At 70.6% G+C, this 15,496-nt stretch carries 11 protein-coding genes; 8 read left to right on the forward strand and 3 right to left on the reverse strand.

Annotated elements, in window-relative coordinates; genetic code table 11:
• The 8 genes from ACIRDX_RS14430 to ACIRDX_RS14465 form a co-directional block, all read left to right on the forward strand.
• Positions 1–816 (forward strand): putative sugar O-methyltransferase (locus tag ACIRDX_RS14430; protein ID WP_396626141.1); only part of this gene is annotated, 816 nt, incomplete at its 5' end.
• 3 nt (positions 817–819) lie between these two features.
• Positions 820–2,886: a motility associated factor glycosyltransferase family protein gene (locus ACIRDX_RS14435; protein ID WP_396626142.1), complete on the forward strand. Its 2,067-nt coding sequence runs from the start codon at positions 820–822 to the stop codon at positions 2,884–2,886.
• Positions 2,883–4,058: a glycosyltransferase gene (locus ACIRDX_RS14440; protein ID WP_396626143.1), complete on the forward strand. Its 1,176-nt coding sequence runs from the start codon at positions 2,883–2,885 to the stop codon at positions 4,056–4,058. Before ACIRDX_RS14435 ends, ACIRDX_RS14440 begins: the two co-directional genes overlap by 4 nt.
• A 91-nt stretch (positions 4,059–4,149) precedes the next feature.
• Positions 4,150–7,062: a hypothetical protein gene (locus tag ACIRDX_RS14445; protein WP_396626144.1), complete on the forward strand. Its 2,913-nt coding sequence runs from the start codon at positions 4,150–4,152 to the stop codon at positions 7,060–7,062.
• Positions 7,059–8,357: a cytidylyltransferase domain-containing protein gene (locus tag ACIRDX_RS14450; RefSeq protein WP_396626145.1), complete on the forward strand. Its 1,299-nt coding sequence runs from the start codon at positions 7,059–7,061 to the stop codon at positions 8,355–8,357. The genes ACIRDX_RS14445 and ACIRDX_RS14450 overlap by 4 nt, the downstream gene beginning before the upstream one ends.
• A 234-nt stretch (positions 8,358–8,591) precedes the next feature.
• Positions 8,592–9,902 (forward strand): Gfo/Idh/MocA family protein, encoded by a 1,311-nt coding sequence (locus tag ACIRDX_RS14455; RefSeq protein WP_396626146.1) that lies wholly within the window; start codon positions 8,592–8,594, stop codon positions 9,900–9,902.
• Between the two features lie 2 nt (positions 9,903–9,904).
• Positions 9,905–11,005: a formylglycine-generating enzyme family protein gene (locus tag ACIRDX_RS14460; RefSeq protein ID WP_396626147.1), complete on the forward strand. Its 1,101-nt coding sequence runs from the start codon at positions 9,905–9,907 to the stop codon at positions 11,003–11,005.
• A gap of 308 nt (positions 11,006–11,313) precedes the next feature.
• Entirely contained in the window at positions 11,314–11,877 is a 564-nt protein-coding gene (locus ACIRDX_RS14465) for a PEP-CTERM sorting domain-containing protein (RefSeq protein ID WP_396626148.1), read from the forward strand.
• Between the two features lie 114 nt (positions 11,878–11,991).
• Here the strand turns inward: ACIRDX_RS14465 and ACIRDX_RS14470 are convergent, their stop codons facing one another.
• The 3 genes from ACIRDX_RS14470 to ACIRDX_RS14480 all read right to left on the reverse strand — a co-directional run.
• A complete protein-coding gene (locus ACIRDX_RS14470) occupies positions 11,992–13,257 on the reverse strand; it encodes a glycosyltransferase family 4 protein (protein WP_396626149.1) in 1,266 nt (421 codons plus the stop codon).
• 68 nt (positions 13,258–13,325) lie between these two features.
• A complete protein-coding gene (locus ACIRDX_RS14475) occupies positions 13,326–15,245 on the reverse strand; it encodes a hypothetical protein (protein WP_396626150.1) in 1,920 nt (639 codons plus the stop codon).
• Positions 15,246–15,268: 23 nt separating this feature from the next.
• Positions 15,269–15,496: glycoside hydrolase family 3 C-terminal domain-containing protein (locus ACIRDX_RS14480; RefSeq protein WP_396626151.1), on the reverse strand; the 228-nt coding region annotated here is incomplete at its 5' end.

Consider the following 15,496-nt stretch of genomic DNA (forward strand, 5'->3'; position numbering starts at 1 on the left):
GCCGGGGCCGGGGCGGCCGAGGGCCTGCGCCAGCACTTCAACGTGTGGCGCCACTCGGTCTCCCGCGTCGATGTGTCGCGCCTCGGGTTCCCGGCGGTCGGCAACCCCTACGGCGTCTGGCTCGACGGGTACCTGGTGCACGCCAACACGATGCTCAACGACCACCGGGCGTCGCTGGTGCGCGATCTGGTGGGGCACCTGGATCACCCGATCGTGGCCGAGATCGGCGGAGGCTACGGCGGGTTCGGCCGTCAGTGGCTGATGCTCGACGCGCCGGGGACGTATGTGAACTTCGACCTCCCCGAGAACCTGATCGTGGCCTCGCACTTCCTCGCGTCGGCGCATCCCGACAAGCGCGTGCTGCTGTTCGACGACCCGTCGATGACGCTCGACCTCGACACGCTGCGCAGCGCCGACGTCGTGCTGATGCCGCACTTCATGCTCCCGCGGCTGGCCGATCGGGCGGTGGACGTCTTCATGAACTTCATCTCGCTGTCGGAGATGGGCGCGTCGACGATCCACGAGTACCTGGCGCAGATCGACCGCGTGACGCGCGGCTTCTTCTACCACGAGAACCTGCTCGACAACGGCGAGGGCTACGAGTTCTATCCCGTCAGCGTGTTTCCGCCCATGCCGAGCTTCCGGCGCCTGTTCAGCACGCCGTCGCGATGGCCGTTCTTCAGCGCCGCGTCGCCGGTGCATTCGCACGGCGAGCAGTTGCTGGTCCGGACCGATCTCGAGGTCGGCCGCTACCTGTCGGTGTCCCCGGCCGCGACGGGCAGCGTGAGCCGTGTCGGCGAGGAAGCCGCGGTCTAGCGCATGGCTGATCGCTCGACCGGGGCCGAGGCCACCCGTCGGGCCCTGGCCCGGCTCTCCGGGCTGGCCGTGCCCGTGACCAGCCCCGACGCGCAGGTCGAGGGGCAGGGCGAGCGGCTGTCGGCCGTCTTCCGGGCCGACGAGGGCCGAGGTTCGTGGGTGCCCGCCCACGGTCCCGACCCCAGTGCCGAGGCGCGGGCCATCGTCGACGAGGCCCTGGCCGGGCGAGCGATGCCGCCGATCGCCGTGGTGTTCGGGATCGGCGGTGGGCACGTGATCGATGATGTGTTCCGTCGTGCGCCTGCGACGCGTGTCCTCGCCGTTGAACTCGCGCCAGAACTGCTCCCGGCCTTCGCGGTCCGCCGCGACTGGACGCCCTGGCTCGAGTCGCGGCAGCTCGTGGTCACCGCCGTCCCGCGCGTCTGGCCTGACCTGTCGGCCTGGCCCGATGCCGACTTCCTCGACGGTCCGCTGGCGATCGTGGTGACGTCCATCGCGCAGCATCGTGTGCGGGCCCTGTCGGAGGCCTGGGCCGCGTGGCGCCAGGTGGCCTTCGAACGTCGCGCCAATGCCGAGGCGCGGCGCACCTTCGCTGCGCCGTACGTGCGCCACACGCTCGCCAACGTTCCCCATGTGGTTGCCGAGGGCGACGTGGCGGCGCTCGACGGCATCGCCGGTGAGACGCCGATCGTGATCTGCGCCGCTGGCCCGTCGCTCGACCGCGTGGCCGCCGACGTGGCCAGGCAGCGCGAGCGCGTGTTCGTGCTCGCGGCCGACACGACAGTGCGCCCGTTGCTCCATGCCGGCGTCGAGCCCGACCTGGTCGTGGCGATCGATCCGACCACGCTCAATGGCCGGCACCTGCTCGACCTGCCACGGCTGCGGGCCAGCTACCTCGTGGCCGAGCCGAGCCTGGACCCACGCGCCGTGCATCCGTTCGCGGGCCGCACGTTCTTCGGGCGCATCGGTCGGTTCCACCCCTGGCCTTGGCTCGAGACGCAGGGCGTGTCGTGCGGGAACGTCGAGGTGTGGGGCTCGGTGCTCACCGCCGCGTGCACGCTGGCGCAACGGCTCGGAACGGGCCCCATCGTGTTCGCCGGCACCGATCTCGCGTACAGCGGTGGCCAGCCCTATTGCCGGCACACCACGTTCGAGGCCGATTGGGACGCGCAGGCCACGCGCGATGGCATCTCCGTGGAGGAGGTGTGGCGTCGCCGCCTGCCGGTCAACGGGCTCGAGGAGATCGACGTCAACGGGCAGCCCGTCCGGACCGCGCCGCACCTCGTGGCCTTCCGCAACTGGGTTCGTGCGTTCGTCGCACGACACCCGACGTACGCGTTCGTCAACGTGTCCGGATCAGGGATCCTCCACGGCAACGGCATCGCCGCCGCCTCCCTCGACTCGGTGGTCGCGCACGTCGACGCGCACGGCGGCTTCGGGGATCGCCTGGCGACGGCGCACGCGGCGCGTCCGGCGCCGCCCGCCGCCCTCGCGTCCGCCCTCCGAGCGCTCGGCGGCACCGCCGACGATGCCGCGCCGCTGGCCGAGTGGCTCGCGTCGGCACCGGGACTCGATGCAGGCGCCATCAGGCGGGAAGCGGCCGCGGTTGCGGCACGCACGGCACACGTCGTCGAACGTTTCATCGAAGCCGACGCAACGCAGGACACCACGACCATGCCCAGCGCACCCGAGTGGATCGACGTTCCCCACGACCCGGCAACCTTCATCGCCAGGGCCCCGATGGCCTGGGAAGTACCAGAGAGCGCCGTGCGCACCTACGCTTACGTGCGCAACGGGAAGACGCTCACGCTCTCCTTCACGATCACGGGCTCGACCCTTCACGGCGGAGGCGTCAACGAGCTGTACCTGCGCATCCCCGACCACTTCGTCGCCGCGCGCTCGTGCGTCAACGCCATCTGGGTCGGCAGCGCGAACTACCGGGAAGCCGGCTACGCGCGGACGCATGCGGGGCTCGATGTCGTCGTGCTGTTTCGCGCGTCGGAAGCGCCGTTCGGACCTGACCCCGGGGGGTTCTCGGTGTTTGGGCAAATCACGTTCGAGGTCCAGTGACGGATTGCGACGTCACCGTCGTCACGCCGGCACGCAATGCCGCCGCGACCATCGCTCGCGCCATGCGCACCGCCGTGGGCGCGCGCGTGCGGGAGATCGTCCTTGTCGACCACGCCTCGACGGACGAGACCGTGGCCCTGGCGCGCGAGGTGGCGCCGCATCCGTTGCGGGTCGTGCAGGCCGACGCCGCCCTGCGGCTCGGAGGCGTGCGGCAGGCGGGCGTCGACGCGGTGGAGACCGAGTTCATGGTCTGGCTCGATGCCGACGACGAGTTCCTGCCGGGGCGCGTGGATCGGCTGGTGCCGCATCTCGACGCGGGCGCCGATCTGGTTGCGGACGGCGTCGAGCTCCAGGACACCGAGGGAGCCCGCCGGGTGTTGCCGATTCCCGGGTTCCTGCGCCGGGCTGGAGGAGCCGTCCGCCTGTTCGAGCGCAACTACCTGCCTGGCCCGGGTGTCGTCGGCGCGCGCGTCGCGCGGCTGCGCGAGGTCCGATACGATCCCCGCCAACACGGGCCCGAAGACACGGATGTGCTGCTGCGCGCGATCGATGCCGGGGCACGGCTGGCCTTCGAGCCGACGCCCGGCTATCGCATCCACGCGCTGCCGACGAGCCTGTCGCGCGACATGACGAACCAGCGGACGATGTACCGCGCGCTGCTGCTCAAGCACCATCCCGAGCGCGTCCGTGCGCTGTACGCCGCCGCCGGCTGGTCGCTGCGGGTCACGGGCTGGGCGCTCTACTCGATCGCCATGTTCGTGGCTGATCTCGCCGCCGCCCGGGCGCACCTCGACGCGATCGCGAGGCTCGACGATGGCGTCGGTGACGGCGACGTGAGCGAGCCCGACGGCCCGATGCCCGTGCCGGAAGGCTGGCGACTGGCGTTCGCATCGGGCACGCTGTCGCTGTTGGCGGGAGATGCGGCCGGCGCGATTGGCGAACTCGAACGGGCCGAGGCCACCTGGCCGTCGGCCGAGGGCGCCAACAACCTCGGCGTCGCGCTCACACGCAACGGGCAGTTGGCGAGGGCTCGCGAGCTGTTCGCCGTCGCGGTGGCCCGTCGTCCAGACTACGTGGACGCCGTCGTCAACCGGCGAGTTGAGCGGCCCGAGCGCATCACGTCGCACCCGCTGCGGCATCACGCCAATCGATCCGACTACAGCGCCGCATGAGCACGCGAACCCGCATGCCGACGTCGGGCCTCACGGGGCAACACCTGCGCACGACCGGCGATCACCCGGACGGCGCGGAACGGGGGCCGCTGTGACGTCCACTCCGTCGGGGGCAGGGTCTGGGCTCGTCGTCGCCGCACAGATCCTCGAGTGGAAGGGGCACATCTGGGACTTCTGGTGCGAGGTCGCCAGAACGCTCGAGGCGCAGGGGCAGCAGCTCGTCCTCCTGTCGCCGTGGGCACCGCCCGGCGGTGCGCGGTGGCCCGTGGTGTTGCCGATGCCCTACGCCATCGGCGAGTTCACGGCGCAGGCGCAGGCGTCGATGGCGCACGACCCGGCCTGGGATCACCTGCTCGAGACCGACGAGCTGTACCGCACCTTCCTGCCGCCCAGCCGCAAGGCCGGTGCGGGAGAGCTGGCGGCACTGCAGGCCTACGTGCGCGCCCTGTTCGAGGAACTGTCCCCAGACGTCCTCATGGGCTGGGCGCCGCCGTTCCCGCCGTCGCGACTGCTGCTCGGCGAGGCGCGTCGCCGCGAGGTGCCGTCGTTCGGCCTCGAGATCGGGTTCGTGCCCGACACCCTGATGGTGGAGAGCCACGACGTGGGGTTCGGCAGCGACCTCATCTCGCACCCGATGGTGTCGACCATGCTCGCGGCGCATGTGCCGGACGCCGACCGCGTGGCACGCATGCGCGAGGCCTACGCCGACGTGCGGTCGACGCGTCCACGTCCCTCGTCGCGCCCGGTGGTGGTGCTGCTCGGATCGTGCCCGGGCTTCAACCTGCAGCCGCGCAGTTCTCGGCTCATCGCACTGGGCTCGCCGTGGTTCGGGACCTTCGCGGATGCCGCCGATGCGCTGGCCGCCACCTTGCCGGCTGACGCGACGCTGATCCTCCGCCCGCACCCGGCCGACGTGGAAGGGCAGCGGTACTCCCGGAGGCCCGACGCGCCGGGCCTGCTCGTGCCCGAGGGATCGATAAGGGACCTCGTGGCACAGGCCGACGTCGTCGCCGTGCTCGGCAGCACGCGCACACAGGTCGAGGTCGCGTTGCTCGACGTGCCGATCGTCCTGCTGTCGCGCAGCGTGCTGTGGGGGCAGGACATTGCCTTCGAGTTCGACGGGCACGATCTGTCCACACCCGTCCGTCTCGCCCTCGCGGGGGAGCGGGCCGAGGCGAGGCGGGCGGCGACCGATCGCCTCGTCGACTTCCTGGCCTCCACATGCCTGTTCGGGCTGCCGGCGTCGGGTGTGTCGCGCGGTCCGGAATCGTTCGCGCGGTTCCTCGGGCGGTTTCACCTCGCGGACGGCGCGGAAGGCGCGGCCGTCGCAGACCGGCTCGAGCGCTTCAATGCGCGCGTCGCGCCACTCCTCGCCACGTATGTCTGCCGCGAGGTGTCGGTCGCGCAGCGGCCGATGCACCCCGTGCTCGAGCCGTATCTGGAGGCACACCTCGTCGATCTCGTCGTGCGCGACGGCACCGTGAGCGTGGCCGTCTGCGGGATCGATGTCGTCGGGCGGCGCGTGGCGACGGCCCTTCGCGCGCAGGGCGTCGCGGTGGAGGCCTTCGTGGATCCCGACGGCGGCGACATCGGGCGCGTGGTCGACGGCGTGCCCGTGATCGGCCTGGACGACGTGCCGACGTCGAGTGCGTCCGCGGTGGTCATCGCCAGCCACGCGCACGAAGCCTCGCTGCGCGCGCGACTCCGGGCATTGCCGCTGGGCGGACCCGCGCGCCTCTTCGGGCCGGCGATGACGATGTACGGCGACGACGACTCGATGTCGCGCCATGAGGCACCCGAGCGCCTGTGGATGGCGCGGGCGACGCACCACGCGGCCCGGCAGGACTGGCCCGCCGCGCTGGCCGCGCTCGAGGCCGCGCGTCGCGCCAGGCCCGATGCCCCCGAGCCGTGGCATCGCGAGGCGATCGTCGCTCGGACGATGGGGGCGCCGCCCGCAGAGGTGTGGGCGGCCTGCCGACGCGCGCTCGAGCTTGGGGGCCGGTCCTTCGACATCCTCCTCGACGCCGGCTTCGCGGCGTTCGCGTCTGGCGACATGGAGGCCGCGGAGGGGCTCGCCCGGGAGGCGGCGACGATGCGGCGGGACGCGAGCCCGCCGTGGCACCTGCTCGGGTTGTGCGCGCGTGGACGGGGAGCCGCACCGGTCGACGTGCTGCCGCTGCTGGAGCGCGCGCTCGTCGGCACGCCCGTGACGGCCGAACTGGCGCTCGACGCCGCCGGGACAGCCCTGGCCCTCGGCCAGGTCGCGCGAGCCGACACCCTCGCCCGTCGCGCGGCAGCCGAGCGGCCGTCCTGGCCGTTGCCGCGTCACCTGCTGGCGCTCTGCGCCCGGGCCCGAGGCGCGTCGGCCGAGGAGATCGGCTTCTGGATCGCTGAGGCGTTGGCTCGCCCACCGGTGTCGGCCGAACTGGCCTACGATGCCGCGTCGCTCGCGCACAGCGGTGGTGACCTCGCCCGGGCCGAGGAACTTGCGGGCGTGGCCGCCGCGCTCAAGCCAGGCTGGAGTGCGCCGTGGTACCTCCTCGGCCTGTGCCGTCGCGCGCGCGGCGCGGCGGCCGCAGACGTCCTCGAGGCCTTCACGCACGGCCTCGCGGCCGAGCCCCGCACGCTGGAACTGGTGATCGACGCGGGCTTCGCAGCGCTCGATGCGGGCGACCCCGAGCGCGCCGACGCCCTCGCGCGCGAGGCACACGCCCTGCAGCCGCAGTGGAGCGTCCCCTGGCACCTGCGCGCCCTCGCGGCACGCGCTTCTGGCCTCCCGGAGGTGCAGGTCCTCGAACTGCTGTATCGCGGGATGCGATGCGGCGACGCGTCGGCCGAACTCGCCTTCGATGCCGCATCCGTGGCGTACGCGTTGCGGCGCAACGCCGATGCGACCCGCTACATCACGCAGGCGCTCGAGCTCCGGCCTGACTGGCCGGACGCCCTCGCGCTGCAACGGCGCCTCGCCTCGCTGGCGACGCCACCTCCCGGAGCGCCTTCATGAAAGTCGTGGCCTTCGTGCCCGCCAAGGGCACCAGCAGCCGGATCGAGAACAAGAACACGCGCCTGCTCGACGGCAAGCCGCTGTTCCTGCACACGCTCGAGAAGCTCGCGTCGCTGCCGTTCATCGACGAGGTGTACCTCGACACCGAGTCGGCGGAGATGGCCGACCTCGCGCGCTACTCGGGCGCGCGCATCCTCATGCGCGATCCGGCCCTGGCCAGCAACAGCACCGACGGCCACGCGCTGTTCTACAACGAGGTGCGGCAGGTCGAGGCCGACGTCTACATCCAGGCGCTGTGCACCGCGCCCTTCATCCGCCCCTCCACCATCAAGGCCGGCGTCGACGCGCTACAGCCGGGCTCCGGCCACGACTCGGTCGTCTTCGTCAGGAAAGAGAAGCAGTACCTCTGGCAGGAGGGGCGCCCCTCATACGGCGTCGAGCGCATCCCCAACAGCGTCGACCTGCCCGAGACCGTCATCGAGACGATGGGGCTCTACATGGTGGCGCGCGAGGCGGCGCACCGCACGCGACGCCGCATCGGCGACGCGCCGCTGCTGGTGGCCATCGACCCGCTCGAGGCCATCGACGTCAACTGGCCGGTCGACCTCGAGCTGGCCAACCTGGTGGCCGCGGGCATGCGCGAGAAGGAACGCCGCCTCCTCGGCAACCTGCGCCTGCACCTGTCCAGCCCGGCGCTGTCGGACACCCTCGACGACCTCGGCTTCCCGCGCCAGATCATCAAGGGCCTGCACCCCAACATCAGCGACGCCCGCGCCTTCGGCCGGGCCAAGACGCTGAAGCTGCGACGGCTCGAGCCCGGCGAGGACTTCCGCGCGGTCTACGGGGCCCTCGAGTCGTACCGGCACGTCGTGCCGAACGACATCGTGGTCGTTCAGAACGATGCGCCCGAGTTCGCGTACTTCGGCGAGATCAACGCCAGCCTCGCGGTGCGGGCCGGCGCCGTGGCGGCGGTCATCGGCGGGCACACGCGCGACGCGCAGGCCGTGGCGGGCATCGGCTTTCCGGTGTTCGCGCGCGGCACGACCTGCCAGGACGTGCGGACGCGCGCCGTGCTCGACGAGCTGAACGTGCCGGTGACCATCGATGGGGTGCAGGTGAGCCCGGGCGACCTCCTCTTCGCCGACGGCGAGGGGGTGGTCGTGATCCCGCGCCGGGCAGAAGAGGCCGTGCTCGAGCATGCCCTGCAGCGGTCGATCGGCGAGAAGCGCCTGCTCGTGGACATCGCGCACGGGCTCGACGTCGACGAGCTGACCGGCCGCCACGGGTTCTTCTGAACGCGGCCTTGCTCCGCCGTAGCCGAGCGGCACTGGGCGCTTGGCCCGCCGTAGCCGCGCGGCGCCGTGGGACACGGACGCGCGGCGAAGGCGGCTTTGTCCCATCACGGGACGAGCGAAAGCGGCCCCTGAAGCGCTCCTGTCCCCGGCGGCGTTGTTCCAGAAGGGATATGATTTGCCCGATCCGGGGCGTCGCGTGGACGCTCGGTGACCTTCGACCCTCCAGTGACTGCCATGACCAACACATCCAAGAACGTGCCCAGCCAGACCGACCGTCGCGACTTCCTCAAGAAGTCGGGAGCTGCCGCCGGCGTCGCCGCCGCCGGCTTCCCGGCCATCGTCTCCGGTCAGTCGGTGACCAACGCCCTGAAGGTGGGCCTCGTCGGCGCGGGCGGGCGTGGCAGCGGTGCGGCCGCGCAGGCGCTCACCGCCGACAAGAACGCCGTCCTCACCCAGATCTGCGACATCGACCAGGCCATCGTCGGCAAGTCGCTCACCCGCCTGCAGGGCAGCCAGAAGTTCGGCGCCCAGGTGAAGGTGGATGCCCCGACCTACGGCCTCGACGCGTTCGAGAAGGTCATCAACAGCGACGTCGACGTGGTGCTGCTCGCGGCGCCTCCGGGCTTCCGCCCCGCGCACCTGAAGCTGGCGGTCGACGCCGGCAAGCACATCTTCTGCGAGAAGCCGGCGGCTACCGACGCGCCCGGCATCCGTTCGGTCATGGAGTCGCAGAAGGCCGCGCAGGCCAAGGGCAAGGCCCTCGTGTCGGGCTTCTGCTGGCGCTACAACAACATGATCTCGGCCGCCATCGAGCAGGTGCACAACGGCGCCCTCGGCCGGCTCGTGGCGCACTACTCGACGTACTACACCAACCCGGTCAAGCCGATGCCGCCCGAGAGCACGCGCCCGGCCGGCATGGGCGACGTCGAGTGGCAGGTCCGCAACTGGTACAACTTCGTGTGGCTGTCGGGTGACAGCCTCGTCGAGCAGGCCGTCCACAACGCCGACAAGATCATGTGGGTGATGAAGGACCAGCCGCCGGCCAGCTGCGTCGCCGTGGGCGGTCGCTCGGTGCCCGCCAACGGCGGCAACATCTACGACCACTTCGAGGCCAACTTCGTGTACCCGAACGGGTACCGTGTGTTCCTCGCCAACCGCCAGTCGACCGGCTGCTTCAACGGCACGCTCGACTACGTGATGGGCACCGACGGCACGCTGTTCCTCGGCAAGGGCAAGCCCCGCATCGAGACGCCCGACGGCAAGGTCAAGTGGCAGTGGGAGGGCGAGGAATACGACATGTACCAGCGCGAGCACGACGTGCTGTTCAAGTCGATCCGCGACGGCAAGCCCAAGAACGACGACCTGAACCTCGCCACGAGCACGCTGCTGGCCATCATGGGGCGCGACGCGGCCTACACGGGCCTGGAGCTCACGTGGGATCAGGCGCTCAACTCGACGTTGAACCTGCTGCCGCCGAGCCTGCAGATGAACGCCAAGTTCGAGGCGCCCGGCCTGGCGATTCCCGGGCGGACGAAGATCTCGTAGCCATGACCGCACGACTCGCGGCCTTCGTCGCCCTGGCCCTCGTGGCCGGGGCGGCGACTGTGCCGCTCTCCAGCGAGCAACTCCGCCTTCGCCACGGCTACAGCGGACAAGCAGCCGCCGCGCCCGCCGCGCCGGCGATCGACCCCAAGGAGATGAAGGCCGTCGATGAGATCCGCGCCCGGATCCTCGCCAAGGAGAAGGCCGCGCCCGCGGCCAAGGCCTACACGGTCACCGTTCCCAACACGACCGCCACGTTCGGCATGGCGCCGATTCCCGCCGGCGAGTTCGACATGGGATCGGCCGATGCCGCGGCACCGGCCGACCAGAAGCCGGTGCGGAAGGTGAAGGTCGACGCGTTCTGGATGATGACCACCGAGGTCAACTGGGACGCGTACCTGATGTGGACCTTCGCCGACCAGGCCAACGAGAAGGAGAAGCCCGACGCGCTCGTCGACGCGCTGAGCCGCCCGACGGCGCCGCACCTCGAGATGAGCTTCGGGCGCGGCAACGGCGGCTTCCCGGCCATCAGCATGACGCCGCACGCCGCCAACAAGTACGCGCAGTGGCTGAGCGCGAAGACGGGTGAGTTCTACCGCCTGCCGACCGAGGCCGAGTGGGAGTACGCGTGCCGCGCGGGTGGCGCGCCGTCAGTGCCGGAAGCGCAACTGGCCGACGTCGCCTGGTACCAGAAGAACTCCGGTACGCAGGAGTTCAGCGACGGCACCTACCACAAGCTCGGCAGCAAGAAGCCGAATGCGTGGGGGCTGTACGACATGCTCGGCAACGTCATGGAATGGACCGCCGACCAGCACGCGCCGTACGTCGCCGGACCGCAGGTCAACCCGTGGGTGCGCCCCACGCAGTCGTACCCGATCGCCGTCCGCGGCGGCTCGTGGAACGACCCGGCCGATCGCGTCAACTGCACCATCCGCTACAAGTCGGACCCGGTGTGGAAGGAACGCGACCCGCAGTTGCCGACCAGTGTCTGGTACATGACTGACGCCGAGTGGCTCGGCTTCCGCCTCGTGCGCCCCGCAAAGGTGCCGAGCGCGGAGGAGATGTACAAGGCCTGGAACAACGGGGTCGAAGTCGATCCGTACTGAGTAATTCAGAATTCAACATTCAGAATGAAGGGCGGGGCGTGGCATCGCCAGGCTCCGCGAACACACAGTGCCTCGGAGATTTCGGTCTCCGGGGCATTTGTCTTTCTTGGGCGCTGTTGACACGACTAAAGTCATTCCTCATGGCGTCTTTGCTGTCGAGCTAGCGAGGCTAATTGCCGAATAAACCCACAGAAAGTCAGTCCGGTATGCTGGCGCGGTTCTCGCAGAAGAGAGGCATCGAGAAGCTCGGTGCTCTGCGGCCTCGTCCCGCGCACAGTGTCCTGCTTGATTTCGGAGGAGTTAGGACAATGATGAAGGCAATTCTGGCCGGGCTGGTGGCCGTCACCGTCACGATGGCGCCGCAGGCGGCTTCCGCCGCGCCGTTCCTGGGTACCGTTGGCTACGCCGGCAGCTGGAGCCTGCCGGATGCCGATGGCTTCGACAACGAGACCGACCTCACGGTGCTCGACGCCTTCGTGCTCAGCGCGACCGGCACGTTCTCGGCACAGGGCATGGCCCTGGGGAACCCCCTGGTGCACGCGACGCCGCTGACCTATCGGCCGGTGCCCGTGCTGCCGGCGGGTCCGCTCTGGACACACCTGGCTTCGGGGATTTCGTTCACCCTGACGTCGATGGTCGTCGAGAGCGTCGACAGCCTCGAGGTCATCCTCCGGGGCGAGGGGTACTTCACCGGCGCGGGCTACGATCAGACGGCAGGCGTGTGGGCCATGTCCGCGCAGCGCGCCAATGGCCAGATCACGACTGCCACCTACTCGGCCGACAGCATCGTCGTGCCGGAGCCGGCGACGCTGATGCTCTTGACCGTTGGCCTGGCCACCGTCCGAGCCGCACGCCGTCGTTCGCGTCGCTGACAATTCGAGAAACGACCTGGCGAGGGCCCGCGGCTGTGCCGCGCGGCCCTCGACGTGTTTCCGGGCGAGCGACGGCCGACAGGCCGAGCCGCCGAGAATTTCGAATTTCCACTCTCAAATTGCCAGCGTCTCGGCGAAGCACCGCTCGTGTGCCGCCACCAGGTGCGGCCACGCGAACTCGTCCTCGGCACGTTGCCGGCCGCGCGCGATGAGCCGCGTGCGCAGCGCGTCGTCGTCCACCAGGCGACGGAACTGCGAGACGAAGTCGTCAGCATCGTCGCTCTCGAAGAGCAGGCCGTTGTCCTCGTGCGTGATGACGCTCGGGATGCCTCCCGAGCGACTCGCGAGCACCGGCAGTCCCGCAGCGTTGGCCTCGCACAGCACACGGCCCATGGTCTCGGCGTCCTGCAGGCCGCTCACCGGATTCCTCGTCACGCGACTCGCGAGCACGAAGCCGTCTGCCGCGGCGAAGTAGCGCTGCACCTCGCGCTGCGGCACCTTCCCGACCAGGCGCACGCTGTCGGCCGCGCCGGCCGCGTCGATGAGCGCCTCGCACCGCCGGCGCTCCTTGCCGTCGCCGACCACGATCACCTGCAAGCGCGGCGCGATGCAACGCAGCGCCGGCACCTGCGCGATGAGGAAGTCGATCCCCTTCTTGGGGACCAGCCGACACACCGTGAGCAGGACCCACGTGTCGGGGGCGATAGCGCAGGCCTCGCGTGCCGCCTGCCTGTCGTGTGCGGCCGGCACGAAGCGCCGCGTGTCGACTCCTCCCGGAAGCACACGGACCTGGTCATCCGTAGCGCCCGCCTCGGCGAGCAGGTCGCGCGTGTAGGTGCTGTTGGCCAGGATCGCGCGCGTGGCCGCGACGCTGCGCCGGACCACCGCCTGGCGCTGGCGGCGGAAGACCGCCTCCAGCCACTCCGGCGCGTTCCACCGCCGGTACCACTGATGGAGACGCCGTTCGAGCGCCGGGTGGCTCACCACGCCGCTGCCCACGCGGTAGGGATACGCGATCCAGGGACGCTGCACGTCGTTGCCCGCGGATCGGCACACGACCGGCACGCCGAGGGCGTCGCCGAGCAGGCCGTAGTAGACGTTGGAGGCGTAGACCAGCGAGACCGGCGTGGTCCGCAGCCGGCGCAGCAGCAGGCGATGGTTGGCCCAGAAGCCGATCCGGCTGAGGACCCGATGCACGGGATAGCCTGCCTGCGCATCGAAGGCGCGCGCCTCGTGCTCGAGACGCGCGTCGTCGCAGCGGTAGGTATAGACGTCGATCGCGTGCCCCGCGTCGTGCAGCGCCCGCGCGAGGTACTCCGCGTGCGTCTGCATCCCGCCGACGCCGGGCGGGAACTCGGTGAGGATCAGCGCGAGGTGCATGGCGGCTCTGGCCTACAGCCTACAGGCAGCCTGTGGCCGGTAGCCTGTGGCCCAGGCGCTCTCGACCATCAGGCGCGCGGGAGCGTGACCGCGCGCGCGCCGGCCTCGGCCTCGGAGGCCGCCGCGCTCACGCCCGTCACGGTGACGCCATCCGGGCGGTCGTGCCCGACGCGAATCGTGTAGGTGCCGGCGGCGAACACCGGCAGCGCGACATGCGGACCGCGCGCGCGATGCGTGTAGACCACCTCGCCGTCAGCGGCCACCACCTGTACCACCGGCCGTGCCGCGCCTGTCACGACCAGCGTGGGCAGCCAGGCGACGGGCGTGCGTCCATCGTTGGCTGCGCCATCCACCGTGATCGGCCACCCCGGGTACTGCTCGCCCTGCGAGAAACGGGGATAGCACTCGAACGTGACGCGGTCGGCCTCCTTGGCGAACCGCGCGATGCCGAAGCCGTCGCCGCGGCGTCGCTCGTTCTCCAGATCGTCCGGGTTGGCATACGCCAGCATCGTCAGGCGATTGCCGAGTCCGTCGAGATAGTCGCCGGTCCACGGCAGCGAACTGCCGGCCACCGGGTTGGCGCCAGGCTTCTCGTCCTGCGGGTGCCACCAGCGCGCGTAGATCGTGTTGACCAGCGCCGGGCTCGTGAAGGCGTAGGGGCCGTCGCCGAACGCATCGATGCCGTGCTTGATGGTGACCGCGAGGTGCTGATCGCCGCAGAGGTGCGTGGCGCACACGCGGCGGATCGCGCGGAGTGTCGCGTTGCGCTGCGACTGCGGCCAGCCATTGCAGTCGAGATCGGCGAGCAACCGGTTGTCGCGCGTGCCGTGCAGGTGGACTGCGCCACAGAAGGCCGTCTGAGACAGCACCACCTTCATCGTCACGCCCGTCCAGTCCTCCGACCAGGTGCGCAGGAACGCCATCTGCCTGGCGCCCAGCAGCTCGAGGTTCGGCAGGTCGATGGAGGCCGGGTCGTAGCGTGGGTCGTTGATGTGATCGGGGCGTGGCCCCAACTGTGGAATGGTGCCGAGTGGGCCGGTCTTGAACTTGCGGTCCTCGAGGATCGCGAAGTCGACGCCGCCGACGCGCAGCCGCGTGAAGTACACGGTGATGCCATGGCGCACGGGCGTGGCGTCCACCGCGTCTGGCAGGTGCCACGACTGCTGCCGCTGCACCATGTTCACGTAGGCGGCCGGGTAGAAGTAGCCGCCGTCGGCGCCGCCGCTGTGCACCGAGTGTTCGCCCGACTCACCCCAGATGTTCGGATGCCCCACGTCGTGGTCGTCGGGAATGCAGATCGTCGGGCGGTCGCGGATGATGTCGCGGAACTGCAGGCCGAACTCGAGCCAGCCGGCGGTGTGCTCGGTGTGGTGGTACGTCTGGTCGCCGGCGAAGAACAGCAGGTCGGGATCGAGCCGCTGGAGGTGCGTGACCATCTCCGCGCGCGGGCCCTTGGTGCGGGCCGAGTTGCAGGAGAGGTTGGCGACCACCACGGCGTCGCGGTCGATCGGGTCGCGACGAATCGTCCCCGTGAACTCGGCGCGGTCGCCGTGCCTGACGCGGTAGGGCACGGTCTCCGCGCCATTCCAGCCCGTCACCCGGAAGTGCGCGCTCCATCCCGGATAGACGATGGGCGAGCGGGCGATCTCGCGCCACGCGCCCTGGCGCTGCACCTCGAGCCGCACCTCGCGCGCTTCGCCGGGACGCAGCGGGAACAACTGCGCCGTGAGCTTCAGCACGCCGTTGTCGTGCGTGTACAGCGCGAACGCGACCACCTGGTCGCGCGGCACGTCGAGGTCGAGAATCTGTCGGATGCGGCTGACACGTGGCGTCGGCTGCACCCACCACGTGCCCGTCGCCTGCGCGTCGAGATAGGCGTGATCGGCGCCGAACGGCAGGTCGGTGGCCGTGCCCTGCCACCCCGGCAGCGGCATGCCGACGGCCACCGGGACGGCCTTGAGGAACGTGCGACGCGTGACCTGATCCATCGACTACCGGCTCCCGGGACTCGTCATCGCCGGGCCGACGAGGGGCCGAACGTGAGTCCGTGTCCGAACGGATAGAGCGGGGTTCCCGAGTCGCGCGGCAGGTCTTCCTTCTGGGCGCGCACGGCGTCCATCGACGAGGGCAGTTCGAACGGCAGCTTGCCGGTCGGCGCGTAGGTGCCGGTGAGCACGTCGAGCAGGGCCTCGTCGCTCACGCCGAAGTGGGCCAGCATCGCCGCCGACTCCTTCGCGAG

This window comes from Luteitalea sp., assembly GCF_044337415.1.
Classification (GTDB): domain Bacteria; phylum Acidobacteriota; class Vicinamibacteria; order Vicinamibacterales; family Vicinamibacteraceae; genus Luteitalea.